This window comes from Brevundimonas sp. ABV4_179 (genome assembly GCF_056311945.1).
Window position 1 is genome coordinate 689,471 of record NZ_CM149976.1, and the last position, 17,747, is coordinate 707,217.

The window sequence follows — 17,747 nt, forward strand, 5'->3', positions numbered from 1 at the left end:
ATGATCCGCTCTTCCGCCGTCGCGCTCGCGGCGCTTCTCGCCTCCACCAGCCTGACCACGGTATCCATGGCCCAGACCCCTGCCGCTTCTCCCGCACCCGCTCCAGCCTCTGGCGGCTTCGCCTCCAGCGAGGCGACCGACCCCTATGTCTGGCTGGAGGATGTGGAGGGCGAGCGGGCCATGGCCTGGGTGCGCGAACACAACGCCCACTCGCTGGGCGTGCTTCAGGGCGATCCGCGCTACGAGACCCTGCATCAGGAAGCCCTGGCCATCGTCCAGGCCCAGGACCGCATCCCCTCGCCCGGCTTCACGCACGATGGCCATATCGACAACTTCTGGCAGGACGCCCAGCACGTGCGCGGCCTGTGGCGTCGCACCACGCTGGACAGCTATCGCACCGCGACGCCGGAATGGACGACGATCCTGGATGTCGACGCCCTGGCCGCCGCCGAGGGCCAGAACTGGGTCTACAAAGGGGCGATCTGCCTTCAACCCGAGGAACGCTACTGCCTGATCAGCCTGTCGAACGGCGGCAAGGACGCCGTGACGCTGCGCGAGTTCGACAGTGTCGAGCGCAAGTTCGTCGAGGGTGGCGTCGTCCTGCCGGAATCCAAGGGCGGTGCGTCCTGGATCGACAAGGACACCCTGCTGGTCTCGCGCGACTTCGGCCCCGGCACCCTGACCAACTCGGGCTATCCGATGGTGGTCAAGCGGATGAAGCGCGGCCAGAGCCTGGATCAGGCCGAAACCCTGTTCACCGGCCAGCCGACGGATGTGTCGGTGTCCGGCTATACGCTGCGCGACGCCGACGGGATGGTGAAGGCGGTGCTGATCAATCGTTCAGTGGACTTTTATTCGTCCGAGACCTGGCGCGTCGGCGATGACGGCGCCCTGACGCAGTTGCAGCTGCCGGCCAAGTCCGACATAAGCGGTCTGGTCGACGGCCGGCTTCTGGTGTCGCTGAAGCAGGACTGGGCCGCGCCGTCGGGTCAGGAATTCAAGACCGGCGACCTGATCGCCTGGCCGCTGCAGGCGTGGCTGGCCGACCCGGCGACCCCGGCCCAGTTGGTGGTGCGCCCGACCGAGCGTCAGGCCATCGAAGGCGTCAACGTCACGCGCAACCGCCTGGTCGTGGCCCTCTACGACAATGTGCGCGGCTCGGTGCGGGTCTATACGCCGGGCGATGGGGAATGGGCGCATACGACGCTGGACCTGCCGCAGAACGTCTCGGTCGGCGTCGGCTCCGCCTCTGAAAAGGACGACAAGGTCTTCGTCAGCGTCACCGGCTATCTGAACCCCTCCAGCCTGTGGCTGGCCGATGCGGCGACCGGCGCGGTCGATCAGGTCAAGTCCATGCCGGCCAAGTTCGACGCCGCAGGCATGACGGTGGACCAGCACGAGGCCCGCTCGGCCGACGGGACCCTGATCCCCTATTTCGTGGTGCATAAGTCGGACATGCCGCTGGATGGATCGAACCCGACCCTCCTCTACGGCTATGGCGGGTTCGAAAGCTCGCTGCTGCCCGGCTATTCGGCCACGGTCGGCAAGCTGTGGCTGGAGCGGGGCGGCGTCTATGTCATCGCCAATACGCGCGGCGGCGGCGAGTTCGGCCCCCGCTGGCACGAGGCGGCGCTGCAGCAGAACCGCCAGCGCGCGCACGAGGATTTCCAGGCTGTGGCCCTGGACCTGATCGCCCGCAACATCAGCAGCCAGCCAAAACTGGGCATCATGGGCGGCTCGCAGGGCGGGCTGTTCATGGGGGCGATGCTGACCCAGCGCCCGGACCTGATCAACGCCGCCGTCATTCAGGTGCCTCTGTTCGACATGCTGCGCTTCCACAAGCTGCTGGCGGGCGCCTCTTGGAAGGGCGAATACGGCGACCCGGACATTCCCGAGCAGCGCGCCTGGATCGAGCAATATTCGCCCTACCAGAACCTGCGCGCGGGCCAGCCCTACCCCGAGGTCTTTATCCACACCTCGACCAAGGACGACCGCGTCCATCCGGGCCACGCCCGCAAGGCGGCCGCGCGTCTGGAGGCGCTGGGCTATCCGGTCCTGTTCTACGAAAACGTCGACGGCGGCCACGCGGCGGGCGCCAACCTGCGTGAAACCGCGCGTCGTCTGGCGCTGGAATACACCTATCTGTCGCGCCGTCTGATGGACACGCCGACGCAGGAATAGTCCTTTTCCGATCCTCCCCCATGAAGCGAAGCGAAATGGGGGAGGGGGACCACGAAGTGGTGGAGGGGGCGACCCCGAGCGCCCTGTCTGGTTCCGCCCCCTCAACCGCCCGACGGCGGTCCCCCTCCCCCGATGGGGAGGATCAGATTTGCGGAGTATTCGAATGCGTCACCTGATCCTGTCCGCCGCCATTCCGGCGCTTCTGCTCGGTGCCTGTAGTTCGGTGCCTGCTCAGCAGTACGCAGAATATAACGACCCCCCAGTGATGATCCCGCGCGAAGCCCCGCCCCACTTCCCCCGTGACCTGACGCCCGCCGGCGTCGCGGCGGCGGACGATCATCTGGCGCTGGAGCAGGTGGACGGGGCCGAGGCCATGGCCTTCGTCGCGGAAGAAAACCGCAAGTCCCTCGCCGTCTTGACCGGCGACCCGCGCTACGAGACCTTCCGGGCCGAGGCCCAGGCCATCCTGACCGCGACCGACCGCATCCCCAGCCCGTCCTTCCTGGGCGACGGCGTCGGAAACTTCTGGCAGGACGCGAACAATCCCAAGGGCGTCTGGCGCCGCACGACGCTGGCCAGCTATCGCACCGCCACGCCGCAGTGGGACACCCTGCTGGACATCGACGCCCTGTCCAGGGCCGAGGGCAAGGACTGGGTGTTCAAGGGCGCCGACTGCCTGGCGCCCGACGACGCGCGCTGCCTGATCATGCTGTCGGACGGCGGCAAGGATGCGGTGGTGGTGCGCGAGTTCGACCTGCCGACCAAGCGGTTCGTCGAAGACGGCTTCCGCCTGCCCGAGGGCAAGCACCGCATCGAATGGCTGGACCGCGACACCCTGCTGGTCGCCACCGACTTCGGCGCCGGAACCATGACCGAGTCCGGCTATCCCTTCATCGTCAAGACGCTGAAGCGCGGCCAGACCCTGGCCCAGGCGACCGAAGTCTATCGCGGCAAACAGGGCGACGGCGGCTATGGCGTCAGCCCCGCCGTCTATCGCGACAAGGACGGCAAGGTCACGGCCGTCATCATCACCCGCCCGCTGGACACCTTCCGGTCCGAGACATGGCAACTGACGGGGGACGGCAAGACTCAGAAGCTGGCCCTGCCCGAGCGGGTCGGGATTTCAGGCGTAATCGACGGCCGTCTCGTGTTCTCGCCGGACCAGGCTTGGCGCTTTGACGGTCAGGACTACGCCGCCGGGTCGCTGCTCGCCTTGCCGATGGCGGTGTTGGGCGAGACGCGGATCGACATTCTGATCGACCGCGATCGCGCTGTCGTCTTCGAGCCAACGGCCCGCCAAGCGCTTCAGGGCGTCGCCGTCCTGTCCGACACCATTGTTGCGGCCATTACGGACAATGTAGCCGGACGACTGATGAAATTCCGCCCCGGTGAAACGGGTTGGACCGCTTCCTCTATCGCGGTTCCCGACAATCTGGCGGTCGGTCTGGGCGATAGCTCCAAGTCACGCGGCGAGGTCTTCGTCTCGACCCAGGGCTTCCTCGTGCCGCCGACCCTCAGTCTGGCCAATGTCGGCGCGGCGACCCTGACCACGTTGAAATCCGCCCCGGCCAAGTTCGACGCCTCGCGCGACATCACCGAACAGTATGAGGCGATCTCCACCGACGGGACCAAGATCCCCTATTTCATCACCCGGCCGCGCGACATGAAGCTGGACGGGTCGAACCCGACCATCATGCTGGGCTACGGGGGTTTCCAGGTCAGTCTGAACCCCGCCTACAAGCCCGAGATGGGCAAGCTGTGGCTGGAGCGGGGCGGCGTCTTCGTTCAGGCCAACATCCGCGGCGGCGGCGAGTTCGGTCCCGACTGGCACCAGGCGGCGCTGAAGGAAAACCGTCAGCGCGCCTTCGACGACTTCGCCGCCGTGGCCCGTGATCTTGAGCAGCGCGGCGTCACCAGCCCGCGTCGCCTGGGCATCTATGGCCGCTCCAACGGCGGTGTGCTGACCTCGGTCTCGATCACCCAACATCCCGAACTGTTCAATGCGGCGGTGATCGAAAGCCCGCTGGTGGACATGCTGCGCTATCAGGACCTGCCTGCGGGCGCCTCGTGGATCGGCGAATACGGCGACCCGCGCATCCCCGCCGACGCCGCCTTCATCGCCCGCTATTCGGCCTATCAGCAGCTTCGCCCCGGCGCCGCCTATCCGCGCGTCTATCTGACCACCAACACCCGCGACGACCGCGTCCACCCCGGCCATGCCCGCAAGTTCGCCGCGCGCCTCGGCGACCTGGGCTATGACCACCTCTATTACGAGGACACGGCGGGCGGTCACTCCAACGACGCCGATCCCGTCGCCAACGCCCGTCGCTGGGCCCGTCACTATGTCTATCTGGCTCAGCAACTGATGGATTGAGTCGGGCTCACGGACTTATGAGGCGCTCTGCTGAACGTCGAAGTTTAAGAACACGGCCATGAGAACCACGGGCTGGGTCATTGCAGGCACGGTGATGGCGGGCGCCGTTCTGTCGATGGGCGCTTCCGCCCAGCCGACGGGCGCGCGTCCCGCCGCCACGCGCCATGCCGCCAACACCCCGCCGGTGGTGATCGAGCTGTTCACCGCCCAGGGCTGCGGCAGTTGTCTGGAGGCCAATGCGGCGGTCGAACGGGCGGCGGCCGAGCCGGGCGTGATCGCCCTGACATACGGCGTCGATTATTGGGACTATCTGGGCTGGACCGACACCTTCGCCCAGCCCGAGTTTTCGGAGCGCCAGCGCGCCTATCGCGCGGCCCTGCGCCTGCGCGGGGTTTCGACCCCGGAAGTGGTCATCGACGGCCGCCGCCAGATGTCGGGCGCCCGCGCCGCCGAACTTGAGGCCGCCATCGACGAGGAGGCCAGCCGCCTGAACTGGCCGCCCCAGATCGAGTTCCGAGAGACCGGCGACCGGGTCGGCATCGGTTCAGGCCGCGCGCCCGTCGGCGGCGCCGAAGTCATCGCCGTCACCTATACGCCAGGCCCCCAGGTGGTTCAGGTCCGCAGCGGAGAGAACCGGGGCCAGTCGGTGCGCCACATGAATGTGGTGCGCGACATCAAACGCCTGGGCGACTGGCGCGGGCGTCCGGTGCTTTATGTCCTGCCGGAAGTCCGCAGCGGCGAAGCCCTGGCCATTCTTGTTCAGACCAAGACGGATAGACGCATCATCGGGGCGAAGATCAGAAGCTAGGCTTAGCTGTCCGACACGCGGATCGCGGCCGCTGGCGCCACCGTTACTATCCGCGACCCCGCGTCAAAGCCTGACAGAAGCCGATTATGGTGCGCCACGATCTGATCCGCCGTCAGGACGCCGAAATCCGAGGTGGCATGACCATCCTCGACCAAAACCACGTCAAAGCCGTTCGACACGGCGCGCCGCACGGTCGTGTCCACGCAGAACTGCGTCATGCAGCCGCCGACGATCAGGCGATCGATTCCTCGTTCCTCCAGCCGCGCCTGCAAATCGGTTTCGTGGAATGAATCGCAGCTACGCTTGTGAACGATGATCGTCTGATCGCTGGGCGCGATTTCAGGCCTGAAGCGCCAGCCCTCGGCTCCGACGGCCAATCGATGTCCGAGGTCGCCATCGTGTTGCACCAGGACAACCGGCATTCCTGCAGCTTCGGCCGAGGCTTTTAGGCAGCCGAGGCGCGATGAGACCCTGTCGAGTTCGCTATCGATTACAGCCTGTCGATCCGGCGTCGCAACGCCCTGCAGGATGGCCTGCTGGACGTCGATGATCAAAAGCGCGGTCTTCATTCGGCGTCCCTATCAGGCGCCTGCTTTCTTCGCAAAGCCCCAGGCGGCTTCGCTGAGCGGGCCGACCTGGGCGGCCATGGTCCTGGCGTGGGCGCTGGCGGCGGTGCCGTCGCGAACCCGGCCTGCGATGCCCTGACAGATGGCCGCCAGGCGGAACAGGTTGTAAGCGTAGAGCCAGTCCAGATTGGCCGGCCTCATCCCGGTCGCGGCGGCATAGCGTTCGACCGTCTCTTCGACCGAAGGAATGCCCAGCGCCTCCAGGTCCGCCCCCGCCAGACCGTTGCGCAGGTTCGCCGGAATGGCCCAGGCGATCAGCAGATAGGAGAAGTCGGCCATGGGATCGCCGAGGGTCGACAGCTCCCAGTCCAGCACGGCGCGCACTTCCGCGCGATCGGGCGCCAGGATCATATTGTCCAATCGCAAGTCGCCGTGGACGATCCGGCTTGGGCCTTCCTGCGGCAGGCTGTCGGGCAGGAAGGCGATCAGGCGGTCCATGGCCGCGACGGATTCGATCTCCGAGGCCCGGTATTGTTTGGTCCAGCGCCCGACCTGACGCGCGAAATAGTTTCCGGCCTTGCCATAGTCCGCCAGGCCGATGGCGACGGGATCGAAGCCGTGAAGCCGAGCGAGGGTGTCTGTCTGGGCCTCATAGACGGCGCGCCGTTCGGGTGGCGTCAGGCCGGGCAGTTTCAGGTCCCAGAAGATACGGCCCTCAACCTTGTCCATCACATAGAAGATCGAGCCGATTACGCCCTCGTCCAGGCATAGGGCGTGGGGCTTGGCCACGGGAAAGCCCTGGGCGGCCAGGGCGGAGATGACCTGATATTCGCGGTCCACCGCATGGGCGCTGGGCAACAGGACGCCGGGCGGCTTGCGTCGCAAGACATAGGCGGCGGTCGGGGTGATCAGCTCATAGGTCGGGTTGGACTGTCCGCCCTTGAACTGGCGCACAGTCAGCGGGCCGGCGTAGCCGGTGACGTGGTCCGCCATCCAGGCGTCCAGCGCGGCGTCGTCCAGCCGGTAGCGGGGATCGACCTCGCGCGTGCCGGAAAAGGCGGCCTGGGCGTCGATAGAAGAGGCGTCGGTCATGGGCGGCCCGGTCAGTCCTGTTCGCGTTTCCTGTCGCCGTCCGGGTCTCAGGCCCGGTTCGGCGCGGCGATGATGGCGGCCTTGACCGCGCGACGCCAGCCGGAAAGCAGCCGTTCGCGCTCGGCCTTATCCATGCGTGGAGACCAGCGCGCAGGCGCCTCGGCCGGGCGCGCCTCCAGATCGGAAACCACGCCGACGCCCAGGGCGGCCAGCCGCGCGGCGCCAAGCGCAGTCATCTCCTGGAAGGCCGGGCGTTCCACCTCGACCTGACAGATGTCGGCGACGAACTGCATGGCGAAACTGTTGGCGGTTACGCCGCCGTCCACATTCAGCGTCTTCAGCGGCGGGGCGCCATCCTCGGCCAGAGCGTCCAGCAGGTCCCGCGTCTGATAGGCCAGGGCCTCCAGCGCCGCACGAACGAAATGGGCGGGGCCGGAATCTCGCGTCAGGCCGATGATGGTCCCACGCGCTTCGGGCTCCCACCACGGCGCGCCCAGGCCGGTGAAGCCGGGGACCAGATAGACCCCGCCATTGTCGGTCAGGTCCTGAGCCATCGCTTCCGACTGGCGCGACTGCGAGATCATGCCGACCCCGTCCCTCAGCCACTGTATCGCCGACCCGGCCGAGAAGATGGAGCCTTCCAGCGCATAGGCCGTACGTCCGGGGGCCTGATATCCCAGCGTGCCCAGCAGACGCCGCGTCGAGGCGACGGGCCGGTCTCCGACATTGGCGACCAGGAAGGCGCCGGTGCCATAGGTGATCTTGGCGTCGCCGGGTTTCAGCGCGCCGTGACCGACCAGGGCCGCCTGTTGGTCGCCCGCCGATCCGGCGATGGGCAGAGGGCGGCCGAACAGGGCCGCGTCGCTTTCGCCGATAACGCCCGCGCAGGGAACGATGGCCGGCAGGGCCATGCGCGGGACGTCGAACAGGGCGCAAAGATCCTCGCGCCAAGCGACCGTCTCAAGGTCCATCAAAGCGGTGCGTGACGCATTGGTGGCGTCGGTCGCATGCACCCGACCGCCGGTCAGTTTCCAGATCAGCCAGGCGTCGATGGTCCCCAGCTTGACCTCGCCCCGCGCCGCCCGCTCGCGCCCGCCCGGAACGGCGTCCAGCAGCCATGCGAACTTGGTCGCCGAGAAATAGGGATCCAGGATCAGTCCGGTCGCCGCCTGCACCTTCGGCTCATGACCTTCGGCCGTCAGTCGCGCGGTCACGTCGGCTGTCCTGCGGTCCTGCCAGACGATGGCGCGGTGCAGCGGCTCGCCCGTCGTCGCATCCCAGATCACAGCCGTCTCGCGCTGATTGGTGATGCCGATGGCGGCGAAGCGGGCCACGCCGCCGGCCTTGCGAACGACCTCGCGGCAGGTCTGGAGCGTCGCCGTCCAGATTTCGCCGGCGTCATGCTCCACCCAGCCGGAACGCGGAAAATGCTGGGCCAGTTCGATCTGGCTGACGGCGGCGGGACGCAGGTCGCCCGCCTCGCCCGACGCCGTCTTCGCCCCGCTCTCGAAAGCGATCGCCCGCGTCGAGGTCGTGCCCTGGTCGATGGCGAGGATCAGGCTCATGGATTTTCTCCCTGCGGCGGCTTGGGCGACGCCGACGTTGCGGTCTATGGGAGCATATGACCACGCACCGGCCCAGCTATGAAGGCGTTCTGGACGCCGCCCGACAGATCCACGGCTTCGCCGTCCGCACGCCCCTGATCGAGAACCCAGCCCTGAACGCCTGCGTGGGCGGCCGGGTTCTGATGAAGGCCGAGACGCTGCAACAGTCCGGGGCCTTCAAGTTTCGCGGCGCCTACAATCGCATCAGCCGCCTGACGCCAGACGAGAAGGGGCGCGGGGTTGTGGCCTTCTCCTCCGGCAATCATGCGCAAGGGGTCGCCGCCGCCGCCGCCTTGGTTGGCGCACCGGCTCTCATAGTGATGCCGTCTGACTCGCCCCAGGTTAAGGTCGATGGGGTGATCGCCTTCGGAGGCGAGGTGCGGATGTACGATCGCTGGACCGAAAGCCGCGAAGCCATCGGCGCCGCCATCGCCATCGAGCGCGGGGCCGTTCTTGTACCGCCCTTCGACGACCCCTTCATCATCGAAGGCCAGGGTACGGTCGCCCTGGAGATTCTGGACCAGGCGGATGAACCGCTGGATCAGTTGCTGTGCGGGGCCTCGGGTGGGGGGCTGATGGCCGGGATCAACCTGGTGATGGCCGAACGCAGCCCCGCGACCTCGGTCCTGGTGGTGGAGCCGGAAGCGTTCGACGACACCGCCCGGTCACTGGCTGCGGGCGAACGAGTCGGGCGCCCGCAAGGGGCGCCGTCGATCTGTGACGCCCTGATGGCGCCGATGCCGGGCGAACTGACCTGGCCGATCAACCGGCGCCTCGCCGGCGCCGTCACCGTGTCGGACGCCGAGGTCGCCGAGGCGATGCGCTTCGCCTTCCGTCACCTGAAACTGGTGATCGAGCCGGGCGGCGCGGTGTCCCTGGCGGCGCTTCTGGCCGGCAAGGTCGAGACAAAAGGGCTCACGACCGTCATCGTCCTGTCCGGCGGGAACGTCGATCCTGGCCTTTACGCCCAGATCATCGAAGGCCGTTTCGCCAGCTGAGGGGTTTTATTCGTCTCGCCACTGGGTCACCCTCCCGCAAAATCGAAAAGGGAGCGAGGACACGATGACGCAGGCCAGTGAACTTCAAGCGCTGATCGGTCGAGAGGTAGGGCTGTCGAAATGGTTTGAGGTCGATCAGGCCCGGATCGACGCCTTCGCCGATTGCACCGAGGATCACCAGTTCATCCATGTCGATCCCGAAGCCGCCAGAGCGACGCCGTTCGGCGGAACCATCGCCCATGGGTTCCTCACGCTGAGCCTGGCCTCGGCCATGAGCTACGACGCTGTGGCGCCTCTGGACGGGGTGATGATGGGCGTCAACTACGGCTTCGACAAGCTTCGGTTCTTGGCTCCCGTGCGCGCCGGATCGCGCATTCGCGGTCGGTTCAAGCTCCTGTCCGCCGAAGACAAGGGCGGCGGCCGCTGGCTGCTCAAGCACGAGCTGACGGTCGAGATCGAGGGCGAGGACAAGCCGGCCCTGATCGCCGAATGGCTGGGCATGCAGATGGTCCGGGCCTAAAAGGCCGCCGCCAGATGTCGCCAATGCTCGCTCAAGTTGGACGTGCCGGGGGGTGAAGATTGTGACGTTGGGGGGATCATAAGTCAGCGAAACTTCGACCAAGTTCCAAATTCGTCTGTAGCATCAACGTCACGGTGGCCGCAGAAGCACCGATATCGGTCACGTTTCCGCCTCGACATTCCAAGGCAAGGCTGGTAAGACCCGCCTAGGCGGTAGACCCGCCCCCTTATAAACAGAGGCGGAGGGATACCCCCTTATGCGTATGAAGACTTTCGTGCTGGCTTCCAGCGCAGCGGCCGCCCTGGCCCTGTCGGCTGGCGCCGCATCGGCGGAACCCAATGGTTGGTACGGCGCCATCGACGCCGGTTATCACACCATGGACGACATCACGGCCGAGTCGTCCACCACCGGCGCAAGCTGGAAGTATGAAGTGAACAACGGCTGGGCCGCCTTTGCGCGCCTGGGCTATCGCTTCAACCCCAACTGGCGTGTCGAGCTCGAAGGCGGTTACCGCTCGGGCGACATCGGCAAGATCCGCGCCGTTTCCGGCACGCAAGGTCTGTGCAACCTGACCCCGGCGACGGGCGGCTGCTTCTCGCCGGAAGGCGACATCGAGTCCGCCACCCTGATGGCCAACGTCATCTATGACTTCGGCTACGAAGCCTGGGGCATCCGTCCGTTCGTGGGTCTGGGCGCCGGTGTGAACCGCGTCAACGTCGACACCATCGGCGCTCTGCGCGCCAACCGTTCGGCCGCCTTCGCCATCGACGACACCTCGACCAAGTTCGCCGCTCAGGCGATCGCCGGTCTGGCCTGGGCGATCGGTGACCGCGCCAACATCGACCTGACCTACCGTTACCTGACGGGCGACGCCTCGTGGGATTCGACCACGGCCGGCACGGGCGTGGGCGCCACGCAGTTCGGCACCTGGGACGGCGACTACGATCAGTCGCACACCGTGACCCTGGGTCTGCGCTACAGCTTCGGCGCGGAAGACGCGCCGCCGCCGCCGCCGCCCCCGCCCCCGCCGCCTCCCCCGCCGCCTCCGCCCCCGCCGCCCCCGCCGCCGGTCGCTCAGACCCCGACGCCTCGCCAGTTCGTCGTCTACTTCGACTGGGATCGTTCGGACCTGACGGCGGAAGCCCGTTCGGTGGTGACGCAGGCCGCCAACTACGCCAAGTCGGGTCGTCCGACGCGCGTCCTGGTCGTCGGCTACACCGACACCTCGGGTTCGGCCGCCTATAACCTGGGTCTGTCCAACCGTCGTTCGCGCACCGTCGCGGACGCCCTGGTGGCTCAAGGCGTCAACGGCGGCGTGATCGCCCTGGACGGCAAGGGCGAAACCAACCTGGCCAAGCCCACCGCCGACGGCGTGCGTGAACCGCTCAACCGCCGCGCGACCATCGACATCAACTTCTAAGACCCAACGGAAAGCCGGTCTGGATATCCAGACCGGCGTTCCAGTGGATCAGATGTCGAATGACTTTGACGCCGTCTCCGAAAGGAGGCGGCGTTTCTGTTTGCGTAAAAGGGTCAGTCTCTGACGTTTACGGACAGCAGCATGGTCGTCGCGCTGGCCAACTATCGGGTGAGGACAGCTTCGCCGATGGCGATCACGACGGTCGCTGTCAAAAGGGCGCAGACCACCGCGATGGCGGCCAGCTTCAGGCTTTGCCCGAAATCCCAGTCGTCCGGCGTCACGGCGTCGCTCCTGTGGACATGGCGACTGGCCTAACCGTGATGTTCGACATCGTGCAAGCGCGAGCTGAGGATATGGATGCAAAAAAGGGCGACGTCGTGCGACGTCGCCCTGCTCGTGTTGTGAAGGCGCGTGGTGATCAGCCGGTGAACGGGCGGATCAGGATCTCCACCCGGCGGTTCATCGCCTTGCCTTCCGGTGTGGCGTTGGACGCCACCGGGTTGCGCGAACTGTTGCCGGCGACATAGAGGCGTTGGGCCAGAACGCCGTTGCGCACCAGTTCCGAGGCGACGCTGCTGGCGCGACGCTCCGAGAGGGGCTGGTTGATCGCGTCGCCACCCGAGGAATCGGTGTTGCCGATCACATCGACGGTCGACTGGTCATACTGTTGCAGCACGCGGGCCACGTCCTGCAGCACTGGCAGAAAGCGCGGGTCGATGGACGACTGATTGGTGGCGAAGGTCACGTCTGACGGCATGCGCAGGACCAGGGTGTCGCCCTGACGCGCGACGCCGACGCCGGAGCCCGACAGCTGAGATTCCATGGCGCGTTGCTGGCGATCCATATACTGGCCGACGGCCGCACCGCCCAGAGCGCCGACGCCGGCGCCGATGAGGGCGTTCTTGCGGCCCTGTTCGCCGTTCGAAGTGTTGGTCAGGTAGCCGAGCAGCGCGCCGCCCAACGCGCCGGCGATGGCGCCGGTGCCGGTGTTGTTGCGCACGGGGCCGGATTGATAGGGGTCGGTCGTGGTGCAGGCGGCGGCGCCCAGCAGGGCGGCGATGGAGACGCTGGCGACGATGAATTTGGCGCGCATGGACGGGTCCTCTTCGTGTTTGCGATCTGGCGCGGAAACGTATGCTTACTGTGAAGGTTCCAACCTGTATGCCGGATGAACGGTCGTCGCTCCGCCGTTCCGCGAACTGACAATCGCCGGGATTAGGCGTAAGGGAGGCCGCACACCTCATAGACCGAAGGACGACGCCCGTGAGCGCGACCCAAGACACCCGCCCGCAGGACCGCGCCATCACGCCGGTCTCGATGAAACAGCATGACGCCGATTTCCAGGCGTTCAGCGACGCCCTGGGCGCCTCCTTCACGCGCTACGGTTTCGCCGTGATCGCCGACCACGGCCTGGACGAGGGGCGCATCGCCGCCGCCATCGACGACGCCAAGGCCTTCTTCGCCCTGCCGGAAGAGATCAAGCGCCAGTATCATCAGCCCGGCACGGGCGGGGCGCGCGGCCTGATGCCGTTCGGGGTCGAGGCGGCCAAGGACGCCAAGACGGTCGACCTCAAGGAATTCTGGCACGTCGGCCGCGAACTGCCCGAGGGACATCCCTACCGTCGCTACATGCGAGACAATGTCTGGCCGACCGAGGTCGAGGGTTTCCGCGAGCATCTGTACGGCATGTTCGAGGATCTGGATGCGCTGGGCGCCAAGATCCTGCGCGCCATCGCCCGCTATCTGAAGCTGGGCGACGACTTTTTCGCCGACAAGGTGGAAATGGGCAACAGCGTCCTGCGGATGCTGCATTACCCGCCGGTGCCCGCCGATGCGCCCGGCGTGCGGGCCGGCGCCCATGAGGACATCAATGTCATCACCCTGCTGTTGGGAGCCGAAGAAGCCGGGCTTCAGCTGAAGGACAAGGACGGAAGCTGGCTGGACATCGCCCCGCCGCCCGGCGCCCTGGTCGTCAACATCGGCGACATGCTGCAGCGGTTGACCAACCACGTCCTGCCGTCGACGACGCACCGCGTAGTCAATCCGGCGCCGGAACGCCGCGGTTTCGCGCGCTACTCGACGCCCTTCTTCCTGCACTTCAACCCGGACTTTCCGATCAAGACGCTGCCCAGCGCCATCACGCCGGACAACCCCGATCGTTATGCCGGCAAGACCATCCTGGCAGAGGACTATCTGACCGAACGGCTGCGGGAAATCCGCCTGCTCTGACGGATCATCGCGAGATCCTGAGCCGGGTGATGTCGCGGCCGATGGCCTGGAAGTTGCTGGACAGGTCCGCCCCCGACTGCGGCAGGAACGCCTTGTCCTTGTCTGTGGCGCAGGTGCTCAGGATCCGCGCCGCGTCGCTGCCCTGTGTGATGGAGAAGCCGACGGTGTAGACGATCACGCCCTTGGCCTTGATGCTGTCGCACAGTCTGGCCGCCTGGTCGAACGGATCGCCGTTGGTCGCGTCGCAGGCGATCTTGTCGTAATAGTTGCCGGAACCTGATCCGGCGTCCCGTGCGACCACGCCGCCGCAATAGGGGGTGTTGAACTCGCCGTCGGTCATCAGGATCACGGCCTTCAGCACCTTGGTCGGCGCATAGGCGGCGGCCGTGTTGGATGGCCACAGCCGATTGAACTGATCGGAAACCGCATACCAGCCCCAGGCCAGGCCGATCTGGCCCGCAGTCGATCCCGTGACCGACAGACCGTTCACCAGGTTGGTCAGGGTGTTGATGTTGGACGTCAGCGGCTGGATCGTGGCTGTCGGGCATGGGTTGCCCTGCGATTGAGGCGACGACCTCTTCATCGCCGGATAGTTGCGTCCGACATAGGTTCCGGCGCCCGGCGCTGCGTCGGAGTAGGCCGCCGAACCTGTTCGTTCACTGACGCAGGCGGTGTTGTCGAACCGGGTCAGGCGATTGTACTGCGCGTCGCGGAACACGCGGCTGGCGCAGCCGTCGCGGCCGCATTGCACCGCGCCGTCGCTCGCATAGTCGGCATAGGCCGCGCCGCCCACGGGCAGGACGAAGGTGTCGTTGGTCGGTCGCTCATACACTTCATAGAGGCCGCCGTTCGTGGTGTTCAGCGCCGTCATGCCGCGGACATCGGAGATCGCCACGCCCTCGCCCTCCGACAGACCGTGGTTGCGCGAGGTGACGGTCACGAAACAGTCGGACCGCGTGCATTTGCGGATCTGTCCGCCGTAGCTGTAGCTGCTGAAACCGTTCCCGCTGGTGGTGTTCAGCGTGTACCAGGCGCCGTTGGACTGGTATTGCAGCGACACGCGGTTGGCGTCGACGCGGACGACCCGGTAGATTCGGTCGTTGATCTGGGTCATGCCATTGACGCCGCTGATCCAGACATAGTCATTGGACGCTAGGTTATGCCCATTCGCGGTGACGACGCCGGGTGAGGCGCGGGTGATGTTGCTGATCGATTGACTTGGCGCGGCGGCCCAGGCGGCGCCCGTGATGGCGGTGTCGCTGATCTCCGCGCCGCGCGCGCCGTCAGCCCAGGAGCCCAGATTGACGCCGATCGAGTAGGGCACGATGGCCATGCGCGAATAGTAGGGCGTCTGCTTTTCGGCCGGTTGCACCACAAGTTTGATCAGCTGGTTGGCGGCGTTCTTCAGATCGCGGATGCGGCTGCCGCCCATCGAGCCGGTGATGTCCAGCACCAAGGACACCTCGATGTCCTTGGACGAGCGGTTGACCTCCGAGTGGACGCTGACCGGCAGGGTGTCGTCCATCAGCTTGCCGTAGGGCGGCAGGACGATATTGGCCACCAGGGTCTTCACCTGCACCCGCATGTCCGCCACGACCACCTGGTTCTCGGTCAGCACGATCTTGATGTCGCTGTCGGCGAAAGGTTCGACAGAGGAACCGCGCAGATTGGCCCTAAGGGCGACCAGGGCCACTTTCTGAAGGTTTTCGGAGTCCGTGTAGGACGACCGCGCGGCCGCCAGGGTCGCCGCGTCCAGGGCGTCCTGCACCCGCGCCTTGACCGTGGTGATGCGGTTCAGGTCGATCCCGCCCAGGGTGATCATGAGCAGGGCCGGCATGACCAGGGCGAAGATCATCACGACATTGCCGCCGCGATCCGAGGCCAGGCGCGACGCCAGGAAGTAAAGGCCGCGCAGCGCTCGACGGATCAGTGTGGAAGCGTTCGCCAAGATCATCCCCGTGGGCGCCTACGGCCGCATGACCGCCCGATTAGCCGGCAGTCTGGCGCCGGGCGGTTAAGGGAAGGCTCATGGGGAAGGGTTAACCTGGTCTGTACTCAGGCGGCGCTCCACCCGCATTGGTGGCCGCGGTTCTGCTGCTCAAGCCAGACGTTCAGCGGGGCGAAATAGTCGGCGATGGCCGAGGCGTCGTTGCCGTCGTCGCCGGTGAAGGCCTTCATCGCCTCCTGCCAAGGACGCGACTGTCCCATCTGCAGCATGGCGTTGAAACGCGCGCCCACCTCCTTGTTCCCATAGACCGAACAGCGGTGCAGCGGCCCGGTCCATCCGGCCTGCTTGCAGGCGGCGCGCTGGAACTGGAACTGGTAGATGGCCGCCAGGAAGTAGCGGGTATAGGGCGTATTGCCGGGCACATGATATTTGGCGCCCGGATCGAAGGCGTTGGCCGGGCGCGGGCCGGGCGGGATAAGGCCCTGATATTGCAGCATGTCGGCGGTCCAGGCGGCGTTGTAGGCGGCCGGCGCCGTCTGGCCCGAAAACACGTCCCAGCGCCAGCGATCGACCATCAGGCCGAACGGCAGGAAGGCGATCTTGTCCAGCGCCATCTTCAGCAGGAAGGGAATGTCCTCCTCGGCGCCCGGCGTGGTCTTCAAAAGGCCGATCTGGTTCAGATAGGTGGGGGTCAGGGCCGACAGGCCGACGAAGTCGCCGATGGCCTCGTGGAAGCCGTCGTTGGCGCCGTTCCTGAACAGCATCGGCTGGTTCTTGTAGGCCCGCTGGTAGTAGTTGTGACCCAGTTCGTGGTGAACGGTGTAGAAGTCGTCGCCGTTGACGTTGGTGCACATCTTGATGCGGATGTCGTCGGCGTTGTCCAGGTCCCAGGCCGAGGCGTGGCAGACGACCTCGCGGTCAAGCGGCCGCGTGATCTGGCTGCGTTCCCAGAACGTCTGGGGCAGCGGATCGAGGCCCAGCGACACGTAGAAGCCCTCACCCGTCCTGACCATCTTGGTCGCGTCGTAATCGGCCGCCTTCAGCAGTTGGGTCAGGTCGTAACTGGAGGCGCCGCCCGACGCCGGGGCGACTACATCATAGATGTTGCCCCACTGCTGGGACCACATATTTCCCAACAGGTCGGCGCGGATCGGGCCGTGATCGGGTTGGACCGCATCGCCGTATCTGGCGTTCAGCCGGGCGCGCACATAACAGTGCAGGTTCTCGTAGAACGGCTTGACCTGCGCCCACAGCCGATCGGTCTCGGCGGCGAAATCATCGGCGGGCATGTCATAGCCCGAGCGCCACAGGGCGCCGGTGTCGGCGAAGCCCAGTTCGCGCGAGCCTTCGTTGGCGATCTCGACCATCCGGGCGTAGTCGTCGCGCATGACCGGCGAAATGGTGCGCCAGCCTTCGTAAAGGGCCTTGGTCTCCTCCGGGTCGCGGCTGTCGGCCAGGATCAGCGAGGCCTCGTCCAGGGTGATCTTGCGGCCCTTGAAGTCGAACTTGCCGGTCGAATAGGTGGAGTCCAGCCGCGTGGTCAGCTGCGCCAGCTCATCGGCCGCGCCCGGCCGGTTCGGCGCCGGCAGCACCAGCCCCAGCCGCAGCAGGTCCAGCTTGCGCCGCACGACCGGATCGACCTGGACGGCGTTGAACCTGGCGGCCTGATTGGCCATCCGCACCTGAAGCTCGGTCGCCTCGGCGTTGGCCTTGGACTCCAGCCACATGGTGTCGAAGGTGATGTTGGTGGCGCGCGCCCATTGGATGCGGGCGACATATTCGCTGGTCGCGGCCCATTGGGTTTCGGCGTCGGCGACGAAGGCGGTCGCGCCCTCGGCGGTGATGGGATAGTCGGCCTTGATCCCCGTGGCGGCCGGCGCCGGCGTGGTGGTGGAGGCGGTCTGTTCGGGCCCCGCGGCGCGCGCTTTGGTTTTGGGTGTGCTGGCGCAGCCGGCGGCGAAGGCGAGGGCGCAGACCGCGACGGCGGTCATCATCTGACGCTTCATC

Annotated in this window: 13 protein-coding genes; 7 read left to right on the plus strand and 6 right to left on the minus strand. The window is 66.5% G+C overall.

What is annotated here, in order from left to right:
• The 3 genes from ACYX4P_RS03345 (at position 1) to ACYX4P_RS03355 (ending at position 5,363) form a co-directional block, all read left to right on the plus strand.
• A complete protein-coding gene (locus ACYX4P_RS03345; protein ID WP_248120545.1) occupies positions 1-2,181 on the plus strand; it encodes a prolyl oligopeptidase family serine peptidase in 2,181 nt (726 codons plus the stop codon).
• Positions 2,182-2,344: 163 nt separating this feature from the next.
• Positions 2,345-4,555 carry a prolyl oligopeptidase family serine peptidase gene (locus tag ACYX4P_RS03350; RefSeq protein WP_248120543.1) on the plus strand — a complete coding sequence of 737 codons (2,211 nt, stop codon included), beginning with the start codon at positions 2,345-2,347 and terminating at the stop codon, positions 4,553-4,555.
• A 58-nt stretch (positions 4,556-4,613) separates the two neighbouring features.
• Entirely contained in the window at positions 4,614-5,363 is a 750-nt protein-coding gene (locus ACYX4P_RS03355; protein WP_248120540.1) for a DUF1223 domain-containing protein, read from the plus strand.
• A gap of 2 nt (positions 5,364-5,365) precedes the next feature.
• Here the strand turns inward: ACYX4P_RS03355 and ACYX4P_RS03360 are convergent, their stop codons facing one another.
• Genes ACYX4P_RS03360 through glpK form a run of 3 tightly spaced genes read right to left on the minus strand, consistent with a single transcriptional unit; the run spans position 5,366 to position 8,586 of the window.
• A complete protein-coding gene (locus tag ACYX4P_RS03360; RefSeq protein ID WP_248120539.1) occupies positions 5,366-5,932 on the minus strand; it encodes a cysteine hydrolase family protein in 567 nt (188 codons plus the stop codon).
• A gap of 12 nt (positions 5,933-5,944) precedes the next feature.
• Positions 5,945-7,021, minus strand: coding sequence for a phosphotransferase family protein (locus tag ACYX4P_RS03365; RefSeq protein WP_248120537.1), 1,077 nt, complete (start codon positions 7,019-7,021; stop codon positions 5,945-5,947).
• Between the two features lie 47 nt (positions 7,022-7,068).
• Complete coding sequence (gene glpK / locus ACYX4P_RS03370) at positions 7,069-8,586, minus strand: glycerol kinase GlpK (RefSeq protein WP_248120535.1); 1,518 nt, start codon at positions 8,584-8,586, stop codon at positions 7,069-7,071.
• Between the two features lie 56 nt (positions 8,587-8,642).
• On the opposite strand from glpK, the gene ACYX4P_RS03375 reads away from it, so the two are divergent.
• From ACYX4P_RS03375 to ACYX4P_RS03385, 3 genes are all read left to right on the plus strand, one after another.
• A complete protein-coding gene (locus ACYX4P_RS03375) occupies positions 8,643-9,623 on the plus strand; it encodes a threonine ammonia-lyase (RefSeq protein ID WP_248120533.1) in 981 nt (326 codons plus the stop codon).
• Positions 9,624-9,687: 64 nt separating this feature from the next.
• Entirely contained in the window at positions 9,688-10,143 is a 456-nt protein-coding gene (locus tag ACYX4P_RS03380; RefSeq protein WP_248120531.1) for a MaoC family dehydratase, read from the plus strand.
• 262 nt (positions 10,144-10,405) lie between these two features.
• A complete protein-coding gene (locus tag ACYX4P_RS03385; protein ID WP_476070252.1) occupies positions 10,406-11,563 on the plus strand; it encodes an OmpA family protein in 1,158 nt (385 codons plus the stop codon).
• A 418-nt stretch (positions 11,564-11,981) separates the two neighbouring features.
• On the opposite strand, the gene ACYX4P_RS03390 is transcribed toward ACYX4P_RS03385, so the two are convergent.
• Positions 11,982-12,656, minus strand: a complete 675-nt coding sequence (locus ACYX4P_RS03390; protein WP_248119487.1) for a YiaD family glycine zipper/OmpA-like lipoprotein — start codon at positions 12,654-12,656, stop codon at positions 11,982-11,984.
• A 224-nt stretch (positions 12,657-12,880) separates the two neighbouring features.
• Here ACYX4P_RS03390 and ACYX4P_RS03395 point away from each other — a divergent pair, with 224 nt between their 5' ends.
• Positions 12,881-13,792, plus strand: a complete 912-nt coding sequence (locus tag ACYX4P_RS03395; RefSeq protein ID WP_476070253.1) for an isopenicillin N synthase family dioxygenase — start codon at positions 12,881-12,883, stop codon at positions 13,790-13,792.
• Positions 13,793-13,796: 4 nt separating this feature from the next.
• On the opposite strand, the gene ACYX4P_RS03400 is transcribed toward ACYX4P_RS03395, so the two are convergent.
• Together ACYX4P_RS03400 and ACYX4P_RS03405 are read right to left on the minus strand one after the other, a co-directional pair.
• Entirely contained in the window at positions 13,797-15,740 is a 1,944-nt protein-coding gene (locus ACYX4P_RS03400) for a TadE/TadG family type IV pilus assembly protein (protein WP_292045994.1), read from the minus strand.
• A 107-nt stretch (positions 15,741-15,847) separates the two neighbouring features.
• Positions 15,848-17,746: a M2 family metallopeptidase gene (locus tag ACYX4P_RS03405; protein ID WP_292045992.1), complete on the minus strand. Its 1,899-nt coding sequence runs from the start codon at positions 17,744-17,746 to the stop codon at positions 15,848-15,850.
• Position 17,747: the final 1 nt, after the last annotated feature.